13 protein-coding genes are annotated in these 14,531 nt (G+C 70.2%); 5 read left to right on the top strand and 8 right to left on the bottom strand.

Going from position 1 to position 14,531, the window contains the following annotated elements:
* Nucleotides 1-243: 243 nt before the first annotated feature.
* Nucleotides 244-474 carry a DUF1328 domain-containing protein gene (locus C468_RS06445; protein ID WP_008848079.1) on the bottom strand — a complete coding sequence of 77 codons (231 nt, stop codon included), beginning with the start codon at nucleotides 472-474 and terminating at the stop codon, nucleotides 244-246.
* Between the two features lie 164 nt (nucleotides 475-638).
* On the opposite strand from C468_RS06445, the gene ggt reads away from it, so the two are divergent.
* Both ggt and C468_RS06435 read left to right on the top strand, forming a co-directional pair.
* A complete protein-coding gene (gene ggt, locus C468_RS06440) occupies nucleotides 639-2,267 on the top strand; it encodes a gamma-glutamyltransferase (protein ID WP_008848078.1) in 1,629 nt (542 codons plus the stop codon).
* A gap of 234 nt (nucleotides 2,268-2,501) precedes the next feature.
* The gene (locus tag C468_RS06435) at nucleotides 2,502-3,866 is read left to right on the top strand and encodes an ABC transporter substrate-binding protein (RefSeq protein ID WP_008848077.1); all 1,365 of its coding nucleotides are present in this window, start codon (nucleotides 2,502-2,504) and stop codon (nucleotides 3,864-3,866) included.
* Nucleotides 3,867-4,324: 458 nt separating this feature from the next.
* Here the strand turns inward: C468_RS06435 and C468_RS06430 are convergent, their stop codons facing one another.
* The 5 genes from C468_RS06430 to lipA form a co-directional block, all read right to left on the bottom strand.
* On the bottom strand, nucleotides 4,325-5,203 hold the full coding sequence (locus tag C468_RS06430) for an ABC transporter ATP-binding protein (RefSeq protein WP_008848076.1): 879 nt from the start codon (nucleotides 5,201-5,203) through the stop codon (nucleotides 4,325-4,327).
* Nucleotides 5,200-6,093, bottom strand: coding sequence for an ABC transporter ATP-binding protein (locus tag C468_RS06425; RefSeq protein ID WP_008848075.1), 894 nt, complete (start codon nucleotides 6,091-6,093; stop codon nucleotides 5,200-5,202). Before C468_RS06425 ends, C468_RS06430 begins: the two co-directional genes overlap by 4 nt.
* Nucleotides 6,086-7,411: a branched-chain amino acid ABC transporter permease gene (locus C468_RS06420; protein ID WP_008848074.1), complete on the bottom strand. Its 1,326-nt coding sequence runs from the start codon at nucleotides 7,409-7,411 to the stop codon at nucleotides 6,086-6,088. Before C468_RS06420 ends, C468_RS06425 begins: the two co-directional genes overlap by 8 nt.
* Nucleotides 7,408-8,529, bottom strand: coding sequence for a branched-chain amino acid ABC transporter permease (locus C468_RS06415; RefSeq protein WP_008848073.1), 1,122 nt, complete (start codon nucleotides 8,527-8,529; stop codon nucleotides 7,408-7,410). Before C468_RS06415 ends, C468_RS06420 begins: the two co-directional genes overlap by 4 nt.
* A gap of 133 nt (nucleotides 8,530-8,662) precedes the next feature.
* Entirely contained in the window at nucleotides 8,663-9,601 is a 939-nt protein-coding gene (gene lipA / locus C468_RS06410; protein WP_008848072.1) for a lipoyl synthase, read from the bottom strand.
* Between the two features lie 121 nt (nucleotides 9,602-9,722).
* Between lipA and C468_RS06405 the strand changes: the two genes are divergently transcribed.
* On the top strand, nucleotides 9,723-11,183 hold the full coding sequence (locus C468_RS06405; RefSeq protein ID WP_008848071.1) for an MATE family efflux transporter: 1,461 nt from the start codon (nucleotides 9,723-9,725) through the stop codon (nucleotides 11,181-11,183).
* 36 nt (nucleotides 11,184-11,219) lie between these two features.
* Here the strand turns inward: C468_RS06405 and C468_RS06400 are convergent, their stop codons facing one another.
* Nucleotides 11,220-11,801: a cysteine hydrolase family protein gene (locus C468_RS06400; protein WP_008848070.1), complete on the bottom strand. Its 582-nt coding sequence runs from the start codon at nucleotides 11,799-11,801 to the stop codon at nucleotides 11,220-11,222.
* Entirely contained in the window at nucleotides 11,794-12,666 is an 873-nt protein-coding gene (locus C468_RS06395) for a YqcI/YcgG family protein (protein WP_049912113.1), read from the bottom strand. Before C468_RS06395 ends, C468_RS06400 begins: the two co-directional genes overlap by 8 nt.
* Before the next feature lie 172 nt (nucleotides 12,667-12,838).
* Between C468_RS06395 and C468_RS06390 the strand changes: the two genes are divergently transcribed.
* Nucleotides 12,839-13,471, top strand: a complete 633-nt coding sequence (locus C468_RS06390; RefSeq protein WP_008848068.1) for a DUF655 domain-containing protein — start codon at nucleotides 12,839-12,841, stop codon at nucleotides 13,469-13,471.
* An 86-nt stretch (nucleotides 13,472-13,557) separates the two neighbouring features.
* A complete protein-coding gene (locus C468_RS06385) occupies nucleotides 13,558-14,529 on the top strand; it encodes a 16S ribosomal RNA methyltransferase A (protein WP_008848067.1) in 972 nt (323 codons plus the stop codon).
* Nucleotides 14,530-14,531: the final 2 nt, after the last annotated feature.

The raw sequence follows: 14,531 nt of genomic DNA, 5'->3' as shown, positions 1-14,531 counted from the left end.
TACCATCGTTGAGGCGGTCGAATTCTGCCATAGACACTCAGAACTCGTCCGCCTCATCCTCTAACTTAACGCGACCGCGGTCCGGACCCGGCCCTTTTAGGCGACGAGCCGACTACGAGCGACCGGCCGATGACGATGCACCGCTCCGAGCTGCCTCGGCACCAGCGATGACGAGCCCTATGAGTGCCGAGGCCAACCCTTCGCGTTCGGCGAACGACGGCGTCCGATCCGCCCGTCGGCCGCTCAGAGGATGATCGAGATCACGGCCAGCGCGAGGAAGATGATGACGAGCCACTTCGCGACGGTCATCGAGACCCCGGCGATCCCGCGTGCACCGAGGACGGCCGCCACGACGGCGATGACGAAGAACAGCACCGCCAGCTCGAGGAAGTCGCCCGAGAACTGTAGCGGGACCGGGGCGGCGACCTCGGACAGGTACTGGTGGGTAACGGCCGCTGTGGTCGTGGGGTCCATGGGTGTGATGCCGAGAGCGGGCCATTAGTTATGCAGCCTCAAAGGCGATAAGCCGCTAGTAACCGCGCTTCGCTCGCCGGCCGAACGCGTCAAACTCCGCGGACTCCAAAGCGGCCGGAACTGTCCGGGGGGACGTTTAACCGGATTCCGGTGGACGATCGGGTATGGACCCAGACGTGGACCGGTTCGGCTCCCGGCGGTCGACGGTGTACGGACAGCGCGGCGTAGTCGCTACGAGCCAGCCGCTCGCGAGCCAAGCGGGGATCGAGGTGTTGCGCGACGGCGGGAACGCGTTCGACGCCGCGGTGGCGACCGCCGCCGCCCTCAACGTCGTCGAGCCCACCTCGACGGGGCTGGGCGGCGACGTGTTCGCGCTGTACCGCACCGCCGACGGCGAGGTCGGCGCCATGCGGGCCTGCGGCGGCGCGCCCGCCGACGCCACGGTTGAGAACGCCCGGGAGGCGCTCGCGGCTGACGACGATGCCGAGGGTGACGACCCGAGCGAGGTCGAGATGCCGATGACCGGGGCGCAGACGGTGACGGTCCCGGGGACCGCACGCGGGTGGGAGGCGACCGCCGAGCGGTTCGGCGAGTTTGGCCTCGACCGGCTCCTGCGGCCGGCGATCCGGTACGCAACCGAGGGGTATCCGGTCAGCGAGGTGATCGCGGACTCGTGGACCCACGGCGAGGAGCTGTTCGAGAGCGACCACGCCCGCGAGGCGTACCTCTTCGGCGGCGAGTCGCCCGGGGTCGGACAGCGCGTGACGCTCCCGCGGCTCGGCGAGTCGATGACGCTGATCGCCGAGCGGGGTGCCGACGCCGTCTACGAGGGCGAGATCGCCGAGGCAATCGCCGAAGAGGTGCAGGCGGCGGGCGGGTTCATGACCGTCGACGACCTCGCGGGCTTCGAGGTGGAGTGGCCGGAGCCGGTCTCGACGACGTACAACGGCGCCGAGGTGTACGAACTCCCGCCGAACAACCAGGGGCTCATCGCGCTGGAGGCGCTCAACGTCGCGGCGGAGGTCGGCGCCGGGGAGTACGACTACGACTCCCCCGAGCGCGTCCACTACTTCGCGGAGGCGCTGAAAGTCGCCTTCCACGACGGCCACCGCTACATCACCGACCCGGCCTACGAGGAGGTCCCGCCGCTCGCGTCCGCGGACTGGGCGGAGCGGCGGGCGGCCGAGGTCGGCGAGAGGGCCAACCACGACGTGAGCTTCGGCGTCCCAGAGGCCAACGCGGAGGACGCCGACACCGTCCTGCTGACGGTCGCGGACGAGGAGGGCAACGTCGTCTCCTACATCAACTCGCGGTTCGCCGGGTTCGGCTCCGGCCTCGTCGCGGGCGAGACGGGGATCGCCCTCCAGAACCGCGGCGCGTCGTTCTCGCTCGACCCGGAGCACCCGAACCGCCTCGAACCGGGCAAGCGACCGTTCCACACCCTGATCCCCGGGCTCGTCCGGTTCGACGAGGACGACTGGGCGGCCTTCGGCGTGATGGGCGGGTACATGCAGCCGCAGGGGCACGTGCAGGTGGTCTCGAACCTCGTCGACTACGGGATGCCCCTCCAGCGCGCGCTCGACGAGCCGCGGTGGCGCTACCGCGAGAGCGGCGAGCTAGCGCTCGAACCCCACGCCGACGGGGGGACCGCCGCGAAGCTGGCCCGGAAGGGCCACGACGTGTTGACCCTCCCGCCGGCCATGTTCGGCGGCGCTCAGATCGCGCGCTCCCGAGACGGCGTCCTTTCGGCGGCGACCGAGCCGCGAAAGGACGGAAACGCACAGGGGTACTGACTCGGCCGCGCTACGTCCTCCGTCAGCGCCGGGCGGATCCCGACGCGATCGGCAGAGAGAAGTGATTGATATCTATAACGAACCGCGGTTTCGCGCCGATCGGCGTTCGGCGCAGACGCCGGCAGCCAGCGTCTCGAACGGGGTAGACTCCCCGATGACGGTCGCGACCGATCCGCTGTGGTATTTGTGGGCGTGGATACACTTATAAACTCACGTATGGTATTGCGTAACAGAATGACGCGAAGGATACAGCGACGCGACGTACTCAAAGGCGCCGGAGTTGCCGGCATTGCGGCACTCGCCGGCTGCTCGACCGAGAGCGGCGACGGAGACGACGGGAGCGACGGAGACGACGGGAGCGACGGGTCCGACGGAGACGACGGGAGCGACGGGGAAGGCGCGCCCGACGCGGTGATGGTCGTCGGCTTCCCGGAGTCCGGCATCCAGCTGTTCCGCGACTTCTACTCCGACTTCGCCGACGATGTGCCCGACCTCGACATCGTCGTGCCCGACGGGCTGATCGACTCCGACCTCCCCGGCGAGGTCGACAGCGATATGAACAACGTCATCGGGACCGCGCCGTCCGCGGGCGGCCCGGGCGCGGACTTCTTCACCAGCTTGTACGAGGAGGAGTACGACACCGCACCGGGCGTGTTCACGGCGCAGGCGTACGACGCGATGGCGGTCGAGATCCTCGCGGCGACCGCCGCGGGCGAGAACGAGGGAGAGGCCATCCGCGACCGGGTCCGGACTGTCGCGAACCCCGGCGGGGACGAGTTCGGGCCGGAGACCCTCCCGGACGCGGTCGAGGCGGTCGCCGCCGGCGACCCCGTCCACTACGTCGGGGCGTCGTCGAGCGTCAACTTCGACGTCAACGGCGACATCGCCACCGCGGCGTACGACGTGCAGGACTTCCAGGACGGCGATATCGTCACGCTCGACACCTTGGAGTTCGGCAACGAGCTCTCGGACGAGGACCTGGACGCGCCGTCGGCCGACCCCGTCGGCGTCGACGAGTTCGAGGCGAAGGTCGGGGTGCTGATGCCCGAAACCGGTGACCTCGGTCCGCTCGGCGGTCCGATCCGCGACGGCGCGCTGCTCGCGGCGACCCAGGTCAACGACGCCGGCCTGAGCGTCACGGTCGACACCCGCGTCGAGGACACGCAGACCGACCCGCAGGCGGGTATCTCCGGGGCGAACTCGCTCGTCGACGCCGGCTACGGCGCCGTCGTCGGCCCGGCCGCCTCGAACGTGAACCTCCAAGTGGCCGACCAGGTGTTCATCCCGAACGGCGTCGTCGGCATCTCGCCGTCCTCGACCAGCCCGGACGTGACCGACCTCGACGACAACGGCTACATCTTCCGGACCGCGCCCTCCGACCTCCTGCAGGGCCCGGCGATGGCCGAGCTCGCGAGGGGCGACACGGTCGGCGCCGAGTCCTCGGGGACGCTGTACCTCAACGACGCCTACGGCCAGTCGCTCGAGGAGCAGTACGTGGCGGCCTTCGAGGAGAGCGACGGCACGATCACGGAGCGCGTCTCCTTCGAGCCGGCGCAGGCGACGTACACCAGCCAGTGGTCGAGCGTCCTGAACCAGTAGGCGAGTAGGCGGTTCGGATCGGTCCGTTTTCCGATTTTTTCTGCGCGACGCCGGGAGTGAGTGTTGCAGATCGGAGGCGCCGAGCGAGTATTTAAACGACCGTGAGCGACGGCGACGATCGCTTATAAATGACGTGTGGTGGCGCGTGCCGCCGAGCGCCCGAAGGGCGCGAGGTGCACGCGCGAGGGAGTCGGTCACCCGGAGCAACGCGGAGGGTGACCGACGAGGCTGGGGAGGCGTGAGGCTGTGCGGTGCGGCTGGGGCTTTGGAGGTCGTCACCGCAGCGGTGCCAACCACTCATAAACGGTCGACAGCGACGCCACTCGATCGCTTATAAATACCCGATCAACCGAATTAAGACACCCACTCCCGCACTCGATCGAGAGATACGGGTCAGCGATCCACCGTTTCGGAACCGCCTCTGAAGGGGAGCGATACCACCGGGACCGGGGACCCAATTAGCCGCCGAGGAAGTCCTTCCGCACGTCCTCGTCGCCGAGGAGCACCTCCCCGCGGTCGGTGTAGCGGTTCTCGCCGTTGACGAGGACGTAGCCGCGGTCGCAGCGCCGCAGCGCCTCCTTGGCGTTCTGCTCGACCATGAGCACCGCCGTCCCCGAGTCGTTGATCCGGTCGATACGGTCGAACATGTCGGCGACGAGGTCGGGCGCGAGCCCCGCGGAGGGCTCGTCGAGCAACAGGAGGTCGGGGTCGAGCATGAGCGCCCGCCCCATCGCGACCATCTGCCGCTGGCCGCCGGAGAGCGTCCCCGCCTTCTGTCCCGCTCGTTCCCGGAGGATCGGGAAGCGGTCGTAGATCTCCTCGATCTGGTCCTCTGGGACGCTGTCGAGGATGTACGCGCCCATCTCGAGGTTCTCGCGCACGCTCAGTCCCGGGAACACGTTGTCGTTCTGCGGGACGAACCCGATCCCCTCGCGGATGATCTGCTCGGGCGCGAGCCCGTGGATCGACTCGCCCTCGAACTCGACGGTCCCGTCCATGTACGTCGTGAGCCCGAAGACGGTCTTCATCACCGTCGACTTGCCGGCCCCGTTCGGACCGACGATGGTGACGTACTCCCCGTCGGCGACGTCGAGGTCGACGTCCGAGAGGATCTGGAGGTCGCCGTAGCCGGCGTCGAGGCCGCGCAGCCTGAGGATCGCGTCGCCGTCGAGCGTGTGCCTCGTTCCCGCGTTGGCGGCGGCGGGCGTGTCGTCGGAGTCGGCGGGCATGTCGTCGGAGTCGGCGGATCCGGCCGCGTCGACGGGTTCGGCGGACTCCTCTACGCCGACGGCTTCCCCGTCGGCGTCGTCGGTCGAGTCGGCCTCTTCGGCGCTCATATGTCCTCACCCAGGTACGCCTCGATGACCTGCTCGTTGTTCCGTATCTCGTCGCCGGTCCCCTCGGCGAGAACGCTGCCCTGGTGCATGACGATGACGTGTTCGCAGTTGTTCATGATGACGTCCATGTCGTGTTCGACGAGGAGGAACGTGTAGCCGTCCCCGCGCAGCTGGTGGATCCGGTCGAGGAGCTTCTCCTCTAGGGTGGGGTTGACCCCCGCGAGCGGTTCGTCGAGCAACACCACCTCCGGGTCGGTCATGAGCGCGCGGGCCATCTCGAGGAGCTTCCGCTGCCCTCCGGAGAGGTTCCCGGCGTGTTCGGTCGCGAGGTGGTCGATCTCGAAGAAGTCGAGCGTCTCCCACGCGCGCTCGCGGATCGCCTCCTCCTGTTCGACGACCTCGCCCCGGAGCCCGGGCGTGACCGCTCGGATCGCTGACTCGCCGATCTGCCCCTTCGGCGCGAGCATCAGGTTCTCCAAGACGGTCATCTCCTCCAACTCGCGGGCGATCTGGAAGGTCCGCACGAGCCCCTTCCGCGCCATCCGGAACGGTTCGAGCCCGGTGACGTCCTCGCCCTTGAAGTAGACGGACCCGGCCGCCGGCTCGTGGACGCCGGTGATGCAGTTGAACGTGGTCGACTTGCCGGCGCCGTTGGGACCGATCAGCCCCGTCAGCGACCCTTCCTCGACCTCGAAGGAGGCGCCGTCGACGGCGGTGACGCCGCCGAAGCGCTTGACGAGCCCCTCGACCCGGAGCGGCGGCGCCCCGGACGGGACGTGCTTGGCCGCCTCCTCGACGGCGCTGTCGTTCGCCTCGGGCTCGTCGGTGATCGCGTCGGCCGAGTCCGCCGCCTCGGCGACGTCGGACGCGTCCGGAATGTCGCTACTCATCGGTCTCACCCCCGCTGGGGCGCTCCGAGAGGTCGACGGCCGCGGCCGTCTCGATCCGGTCGCCGAGGATGCCGTCGGGCCGTCGGTGCATGATGAACACCAGGATGAGTCCGAGGAAGACGAACTGCAGCGGCGCGATGTTGTCGGTCGCGAACGCGAGGAACGCGGTCGGGTCGAGCGTGGCGACCGCGTCGGCGAACGACGGCGGCGTCTCGGCGTCGATGACGTCGCGCAGCGACGCCCCGACGCGGCGCGGCCCCTCGAACAGCACCGTCGCGAAGACGATGCCGCCGAGGACCGCGCCCGCGTTCGACCCGGACCCGCCGATGATGACGGCGATGAAGACGTAGAACGTCAGGACGGGCATGAACTGCGGCGTCGGCGAGACGTTGCCCTGGCTGCCGAACCAGAGGATCCCGGCGAGCCCCATCAGCGCGCAGCCGATGACGAACACCTTGATCTTGATCAGGTCGACGTTCTTCCCGAGCGAGTCGGCGACGAGCTCGTCTTCGCGGATCGCCTTGAGCGTCCGACCGAACGGCGACCGGCCGAGCCGTTCGAGCAGGACGAAGAAGGCGATCACGACGCCGGCGAGCACGGCGATGTACGCCCAGTCGATGAGGATCGTGTTGGAGATTCCGAGCCCGCTCTCCCCGAAGGTCCCGAAGGCGAAGTCCCCGAGGGCCGTCGGCGTGTTGGCCTGCCCGTCGACGAGGAACAGCTCGCGGACCGGGTTCCGCGGCATCCCCATGCCGCTGCCGCCGCCCGTACCGACGCCGAGCGTGTCCCGGAGGTACGTGTCGAACGCGCTCGACTGGAGAAACAGCCGGATGATCTCCGAGATGCCGAGGGTGACGATCGCGAGGTAGTCGGCCTTGAGCCGGAGCGCCGGGAGCGCGGCGAGCAGGCCGACGACCGCGGCCACCAGCATGCCGGCGAGGATGCCGACCGGGAGCGGGAGCCCGAATCCGGGCGGGCCGAACGCCGGATCGGGAGACCGAACGACGATCCCCATCGTGTAGACGCCCAGCGCCATGAACCCGGCCACGCCGATGTTGAACAGCCCGGCGTAGCCCCACTGGAGGTTCAGCGCGAGCGCGGCGAGCGCGTACACGAGTCCGAGGAACGTCAGCGTCCGCATCAGCCCGACGACGCTGTTGAGGCCGTCGGTGAACGTGAGCAGCGCCGCGACGAGGTAGACCGCGAGCAGCGTCCCGAGGATAAGCCCGAGGTCGCTGCGGCGCGCGGCGTCGATCACGGCGGCCGTTGCGCTCTCCGGCGCCTCCGTCTCGGAGGGACGCGCTGAGTCGTCGCTCATGCGGTCGAAACACCTCCGAAGAGTCCCTCCGGCCGCAGGAGGAGCATGGTGATCATCACCGCGAAGGCGGCGGCCTCGTTGAAGTCGGAGGGGATCCAGATAGTCGAGGTGGTGAAGACGATCCCGATGACGAGCCCGCCGGCGATCGCGCCGTACACCGAGCCGATCCCGCCGAGGATCACGGCCGCGAAGATCAGGAGCAACAGCAGCCAGCCGAAGTCGAACTGGATCGTCCCCCGGAGCAACACGTAGAGATACCCGGAGGCGCCCGCCAGTCCGCCGCCGATGATCCACGTCGCGGTGACGACGCGCTCGGCCGGGATGCCGGTGACGAGCGCGAGGTCCTTGTTGTCGGCCATCGCCCGCATCGCGGTGCCGAGCTTCGTGCGCTGGAGCATGAAGTGCATCGCGAGCATGAGTCCGGCCGCGGCGACGACGATAGTCAACTCATGGGCGTTGACGGAGAGCCCGAGCGGGCCGAACGCCAGATTCGAGGCGTCGACGCTCGCCGTGACGCCGCGCCGGTCGGAGCCGTAGACGAACTGGATCACGTACCGGACGATCAGCGCGGCGCCGATCGACGCGATGAGGATCGAGATCCCGTCCCGGTCTCGCATCGGCTTGTAGAACGCGCGGTCGAGCGCCAGCGCCACGACGGCGGTGATCGCGAACGCCGCGAGCAGGCCGACGAGGATCGCGATCGGCGTGGAGACGATGTGCGCCCCGATGTCGCCCGCGCTCGCGCTCCCGGCGTCGCGGACGGACAACAGCGTCCGGACCGGGATGTCGCCGAACCCGGCGATCAGGAACGCGACGCCCCAGCCGGTGAACGCGCCGGTGCTGAGCAGGTCGCCGTGCGAGAAGTTCGCGAACGAGAGGATGCTGTACGTCATCGAGAGCCCGATTCCGGCGAGCCCGACGACGAGTCCGATGATGACCCCGTTCCAGAGGTTCGAGCCGAGCCGATCGACCGAGACCGACCCGCCGAGCGGACCGAGAGAGAGCCCGGCGAGCTTCGCTGCGAGGTCGACGAGCAGGAGGCCGCCGAGGAGGACGACGAGGAGAAGCCCCGGCCGGGCCCGCGCCGAGTCGACGATCGACGATTCAGTTGTTCCCATGTGTGCGTCTCACTGACGCAGGGTGAGTCGGCGAGAGGTAAATAACTCGCTGTTTCGACAAAAGTCGAGACCTCGAAAACGCCTGACAGCTGTCGGACCCTAGAGCGGTTCCGATCCGCCGTTTCGATCCGGCTCAGTCGCCGCCCGCGGCCCGCGCGTGTCGACGGGCGTCGGCGGGCGACCGGCCCTCGCGCAGCAGCGCCTCGACGAACAGTTCACCGGCCTTATACGACGATCGGACCATCGGTCCCGAGGCGCAGTAGAGGAAGTCGAACTCCTCCTCCGCGACCGCGCGCCACGTCTCGAAGGCGTCGGGGTGGACGTACTCGAACACGTCGAGGTGCGAGCGCGACGGCTGGAGGTACTGGCCGAAGGTGACCACGTCGACGCCCACCTCGCGGAGGTCGCCGAGGGTCCGGTACACCTCGTGGTCGTACTCGCCCACGCCCAGCATGAGGCTCGTCTTGGTGTGGACGTCCGACTCGCGGTCAACCCGGTCGAGCACCGCGAGCGACTGCTCGTAGTTCGCCCGCCGGTCCCGCACCGGCCACTGGAGCCGCTCGACCGTCTCGACGTTGTGGGCGATCACGTCGGGTCCCGCCTCGATTATCCGGTCGATCGCCTCGGGGTCGCCCTGGAAGTCGGGGATCAGCGTCTCGACGAGGATCTCCGGGTCGCGGCGCTTGATCTCGCGGATCGTCTCGGCGAAGTGCGCCGACCCGCCGTCGGCGAGGTCGTCGCGGTCGACGGAGGTCAAGACGACGTAATCGAGCCCGATCTCGGCGACGGCGTCCGCGACGTTCGCGGGCTCGTCCGGGTCGAGCGCCTCCATCCCGCCCGTCTCCACGTCACAGAAGTTACAGCCGCGCGAGCAGCGGTCGCCCATGAGCATGAACGTCGCGGTGCCGGGGCCCTCGCGGCCGGACCAGCACTCGCCCATGTTGGGGCAGTTGGCCTCCTCGCAGACGGTGTGGAGGTCGCGCTCGCGGAGGCGCTCCTTGATCTCCGTGAACCGGGACCCGGACGGGGGACGGGACTTCAGCCAGTCCGGCTTCCGACGGCCGCGTTGCATACCGGAACCACGGCGGCCGAGTGCAAAAACGTGAGGATCGGACCGACGACCCGCCCGGCGAGCCGTATGGTATCTAACATCAATAGAATTTTATTATATCATTCCGATACGGAACTATTCGATGTTCGACGTCGACCGCGAGGCGATCACCGACGGGCCGGTGGGACGGGTGCTCCTGCTGCTCGCGGCCCCGCTCGTCGCGCAGAACCTCGTGTACGTCGCGAACGCGCTCGTCGACACGTTCTGGCTCGGACGGGTGAGCGAGGACGCGGTCGCCGCGGTCGGGCTCAGCCTCCCGGTGCAGTCGCTTTTGGGGGCGGTGGTGGTCGTCGCCGCCGTCGGGACGCAGATCCTCGTCGCCCAGCGCGCGGGCGGCGAGGACGACGCGGGGGCGCGGCGCGTCGCGGTCAACGGCGCGCTCGTCGCGCTGGGGGGGACCGCGGCGGTCGCGATCCCCGTCGTCCTCTACGCCGACGAGCTGGTGGGGGCCCTCGGGGCGGACCCCGCCTTGGCCGGCACCACGGCGACCTATCTCGCGATCATCGTCGCCGTCCTCCCGCTCGGCGCGGTCGGCGACACGGTGGAGAACTGCTTCACCGCCTACGGCGACACGCGCGCCGTCCTCCACGTGAGCGTCGGCAGCGTCCTCGTCAACCTCGTCGCGGCGCCCGTGCTCATCTTCGGCGTCGGACCGGTCCCGGCGCTCGGCGTCGCGGGCGCGGCCCTCGGGACGGTGCTCGCGGGCGTCGCCGGGCTGATCCACGTGCTCGCGTACGCGGCGGGAGTCGGCCGGGACACGTTCCGCCTCACTCGCGACGCGCTCGCCGTCGACCCCGGAACCGTGCGCGAGGTCGTGGCGGTCGGGCTCCCGCTCGGCGGCCAGCGCGGGGTGAGCGAGCTGGTCCGCGTGCTCGTCGTCGGGCTCGTGGCGATCGCCGGCGGCGCGGCCGGGGTCGCGGCGTACACGGTCGGCGCGCGCGTCTCGACGCTCGCGATCGTTCCCGCGCTCGGAATGCAGCAGGCGGCCCAGTCGATGATCGGGCAGAACCTCGGCGCGGACGCCCCGCGCAGAGCCCGGCGGACGACGGTGGTCGGGACCGGGCTGGTCGTCGTGGGCTTCCTCGCGCTCGGCGCCGTCCAGCTCCTGTTCGCCGGGGCGATCACCGACCTCCTCGCGCCCGACCTCACCGCGGCCGGTCGGTCGCTGTCGGTGTTGTACCTCCGGATCCTCGCGGTCACCTACTGGGCGCTCGGCGGGACGTACACCCTGCTGGCCGGCTTCAACGGGGCCTCTCGCACCCGGACGTCGTTCGTCGCCGACCTGGTCAAGTACTGGGCGGTCCGCTTCCCCATCGCGGTCGCCGCGGTGCCCGCCACCGCGACGTTCGGGGCGTTCGGCGTCGCGGTCGCCCCCGGACTCGGCTGGGGGGTGGAGGCCGTCTTCTGGGCCGTGGCGGTCTCGAACGTCGTCGGGTTCCTCGGGCTCGGCGCGTACTTCGCGTACACGACCCGACAGGGGATGTTCGCGAACGCCGCCGAGCGCGCGGGCGAGACCGGGAGCGCTGATCCGGCGGACGACTGAGAAGAGAGGCGCCTCGGACCGGCTCCGCCGCCCCCGTCACTCGAGCTCGTCGCTCTCGACGACGGTCGCGAACTCGCCGTCGAGGTGCGCGAGCGCGACCCGGTGAGAGGTCTCCGGGTCGATCCGGTCGCCGTCGTGGGCCGTCCGGGCGTGAGTCGCGGTGGCGTCGGCGACGAGCCAGACGTCGTACCCGCGGTTCTCCGCCATCCGGACCGTCGTGGAGACGCAGTGGTCGGTGGTGAGCCCGCAGACGACGAGCGCCTCGCGGCCCGCCTCGCGGAGCCACTCGTCGAGTCCGGAGTCGAGGAAGGCGCCGTTGACCGACTTCTCGAAGGTCGCCTCGCCCGCCGCGGGCGCCGTCTCCGGCTTCCACTCGAACCCCGGGCCGTCGGGGCGCAGCGGGGAGTCGGGCTCGGTCGAGGCGTGTCGGACGTGCGCGACCGGCCGGTCGGCCGCTCGCCACCGGCCGAGGAGCGCGGCCGCGACCGACTCCGCGTCGGGGTTGTTGCGCTCGCCCCACCCCGGCTCGTCGAACCCGACCTGGAAGTCGATCAGGAGGAGGACGGCGTCGTCGGGGAGCGCGAGGGCGTCGTCCGCCGGCCGGGACGGCTCAGTCATCGCCGAGTCCCGCGGTCACGGATCCGGCGTCGCCGTCGGGCGCGGCCGACTCGGTGAGCCGACGCCACGCGCCGGGCGCCAACAGCGCCTCGGGCGCCTTCGGGTGCTCTCGAGTCGGGTCGAGGGGACAGGCGTCCGGGCTCGCGTCGTCGTCTTCGTGGAACAGGTACTGTTTCCACTCGCGGTCGCCCTCCACGCCCCAGTCGCCGAGGTCGGCGTGGGGACAGACGCCGTCGTACTCGCCCATGCGCTCGCGGATCGTCTCCCGAGCGCGCTCGCCCGCCTCGGTGTCGGCGGTGAGCCCGTCGAAGACGGCCCGCGGCTGGAAGGTGATCTCGAGGCCGACCGGCGAGTACCGGCTCTTCCGCTCGTCGTAGAAGGGCGCCCGCGAGGTCGGGAACAGCGCCTCGCCGCCGAAGCAGAACTCCCAGCGCGGGGTGTCGGGGTCGGTCGGGATGTCGTCGGGCCACGGCTCGGGGTCGTGGACGTGGAGGAACTCCAGGACGTGCCACAGCCGCTCGTGGTAGTGCGCCTCGCCGGCGTCGCCCTCTGGCGGTCGGAAGAAGACGGCCAGCGGGGTGCGGTCGGCGTGGTCCGCGTACGTGTCGAGGTACTCGACGAGCACGTCGCGGAACCGGAGCAGGGCCGCGGGATCGGTGGTCGACTCGCAGGCGGCGTACAGCAGGTCCCCCTCCCGCTCGACCTCGATGCCGAAGTAGCAGGGGAACGGGGAGCCGTCGCGCTCGCCGAGCATCGACTCGCGGAAGGTGCGGTAGTGCTCTCGAAGCCACTCGGGCGCGTCGTCGAGCCGATCGTGGAGCGTCTCTTGGTCCAACAGCACGCCCTCGGTACCGGGCTCGTTCATACCGTTCATCGGGGGCAGACCGGCTTTTGGCTTTCGCCGGTCGTCGCCGAGCGGGAACGTCCCGGCGAGGTCGACCCCGCGAGGTCGACTCGACGGGGACGAACCGAACGGGAGCGGCCGCCTCCGACTGTGCGCCAGCGGTTTTTTCACCGCGCGGACCTCTTAAACAGGTATGAGCGATCCCGAAACCGAGGCGCCCGACGCGGAGGACGACCCCGGCGCGGAGGACGACCCCGGCGCGGGAGCGGAGCCGGACGCGGCCGACGGTCCCGTTGTCGTCCTCCTGGACGTGATGCCCAACGGACGGCCCGACGACGACCGCCCGCAGTACCGGAAGTCGCCGGTCGCGTACGGCCTCGGGACGGACGCGTTCCGGCTGTACGAGCTCATGCTCGACGACGAGGCCGACGTCTCCGTGAGCGACCGGATCGGGCTCGACGGACCGGCCGTCGGTCGGTACCGCGAGGTGTCGTTCGACGACCTGACCCGGAACGCGGCCGCCGAGATCGAGTACGCGGTCGAGGCCGTCGTCGAGGGCGACGAGCGGCGGTTCGTCGACTTCTACAACGAGGCCGGCCCGATAACCCTGCGGCTCCACCAGCTCAACCTCCTGCCCGGGATCGGCAAGCAGCTCCGGAACAAGGTGCTCGACGAGCGGAAGCGCGGCCCGTTCGAGAGCTTCGAGGAGGTCACCGAGCGCGTCTCCGGGCTCCACCGCCCGCGGGAGGTGATCGTGGAGCGGATCGTCGAGGAGATCCGCGACGAGGACCTCAAGTACCGACGGTTCGTCGGCTACGAGGAGTGAGGCGGGGCGAGGTCCGGCTCGAAGCCGGAACTGGGCCCGACGCCCCGAAACGGGACTTTTACCCGGAACGGCGGAGTAACGCGGCCATGACCGATTCATCGACGGGCGCTGGCGCGGCGTACGGGGGCCGCGACCCCGACGCGCTCGCCCGGCGGGCCGGGGAGCGCGCGAACCCCGACCGCGACCAGCACTTCCTCGTCGACGACCGCGTGCTCGACCGGATCCCCGCGTACCTCCCCGACGACGCCGACGCGAGCCACCTCTTGGAGATCGGTGGGGGCGCCGGCGCGCTCACCGACCGGCTACTGGCGGTGGCGGCCCGTCGCGGCTCCGACGCCGATGCCGCGCCCGTTGACGCCGATGCCGCACCCGTTGACGCCGATGCCGCACCCGCTGACGCCGATACCGCGCCGGGCCGCCTCTCGGTGATCGAGCGCGACGGCGTCTTCGCCGACTTCCTCCGCGAGGAGTTCGCGACCGCGGTCGACGACGGACTCCTCGACGTGATCGAGGGCGACGCCCTCGACGTCGATCTCCCCCCGTTCACCGCCTGCGTCGCGAACCTCCCCTACGGCGTCTCCTCGGAGATCGCCTTCCGGCTGCTCCCCGAGGGGAAGCCGCTCGTGTTGATGTTCCAGGTCGAGTTCGCCGAGCGCATGGTCGCGTCGGCCGGCGAGTCGGAGTACGGCCGGCTCTCCGTGTCCGCCCAGCACTACGCCGCCGTCGAGATCGTCGAGCGCGTTCCGAAAGAGGCGTTCGACCCCCAGCCGGCCGTCGAGAGCGCCGTCGTCCTGTGTACGCCCCGCGACCCGGAGTACGAAGTCGGCGACGAGGCCTTCTTCCTCCGGTTCGTCAAAGCGCTGTTCACCCAGCGGCGCAAGACGGTCCGGAACGCGATACGGAACACCGGCCACATCTCCGGGCTGGACGACCCGGAGGCCGTCGTCGACGCCGCCGACGAGGACCTGCTTCGTCGCCGGCCCGGCGACCTCGACCCGTCGGCGTTCGCGGCGCTGGCCGAGCTGGCCCGCGAACGCGGCTCGCCGGCGGAGGTGTGACC

The sequence above is a fragment of the Halorubrum kocurii JCM 14978 genome, from assembly GCF_000337355.1.
GTDB lineage: Archaea > Halobacteriota > Halobacteria > Halobacteriales > Haloferacaceae > Halorubrum > Halorubrum kocurii.
Note: the sequence above shows the minus strand (reverse complement) of the source record. Positions and strands in the feature narration are given on the sequence as shown.

Excerpts from the sequence above, each read along its gene's own strand:
- C468_RS06385 (WP_008848067.1), top strand. The coding sequence starts at position 13,558 with ATGACCGATTCATCGACGGGCGCTGGCGCGGCGTACGGGGGCCGCGAC.
- C468_RS06435 (WP_008848077.1), top strand. The coding sequence starts at position 2,502 with ATGACGCGAAGGATACAGCGACGCGACGTACTCAAAGGCGCCGGAGTT.
- C468_RS06390 (WP_008848068.1), top strand. The coding sequence starts at position 12,839 with ATGAGCGATCCCGAAACCGAGGCGCCCGACGCGGAGGACGACCCCGGC.
- C468_RS06395 (WP_049912113.1), bottom strand. The coding sequence starts at position 12,666 with ATGAACGAGCCCGGTACCGAGGGCGTGCTGTTGGACCAAGAGACGCTC.
- C468_RS06405 (WP_008848071.1), top strand. The coding sequence starts at position 9,723 with ATGTTCGACGTCGACCGCGAGGCGATCACCGACGGGCCGGTGGGACGG.
- ggt (WP_008848078.1), top strand. The coding sequence starts at position 639 with ATGGACCCAGACGTGGACCGGTTCGGCTCCCGGCGGTCGACGGTGTAC.
- C468_RS06425 (WP_008848075.1), bottom strand. The coding sequence starts at position 6,093 with ATGAGTAGCGACATTCCGGACGCGTCCGACGTCGCCGAGGCGGCGGAC.
- C468_RS06445 (WP_008848079.1), bottom strand. The coding sequence starts at position 474 with ATGGACCCCACGACCACAGCGGCCGTTACCCACCAGTACCTGTCCGAG.
- C468_RS06415 (WP_008848073.1), bottom strand. The coding sequence starts at position 8,529 with ATGGGAACAACTGAATCGTCGATCGTCGACTCGGCGCGGGCCCGGCCG.
- lipA (WP_008848072.1), bottom strand. The coding sequence starts at position 9,601 with ATGCAACGCGGCCGTCGGAAGCCGGACTGGCTGAAGTCCCGTCCCCCG.
- C468_RS06430 (WP_008848076.1), bottom strand. The coding sequence starts at position 5,203 with ATGAGCGCCGAAGAGGCCGACTCGACCGACGACGCCGACGGGGAAGCC.
- C468_RS06400 (WP_008848070.1), bottom strand. The coding sequence starts at position 11,801 with ATGACTGAGCCGTCCCGGCCGGCGGACGACGCCCTCGCGCTCCCCGAC.
- C468_RS06420 (WP_008848074.1), bottom strand. The coding sequence starts at position 7,411 with ATGAGCGACGACTCAGCGCGTCCCTCCGAGACGGAGGCGCCGGAGAGC.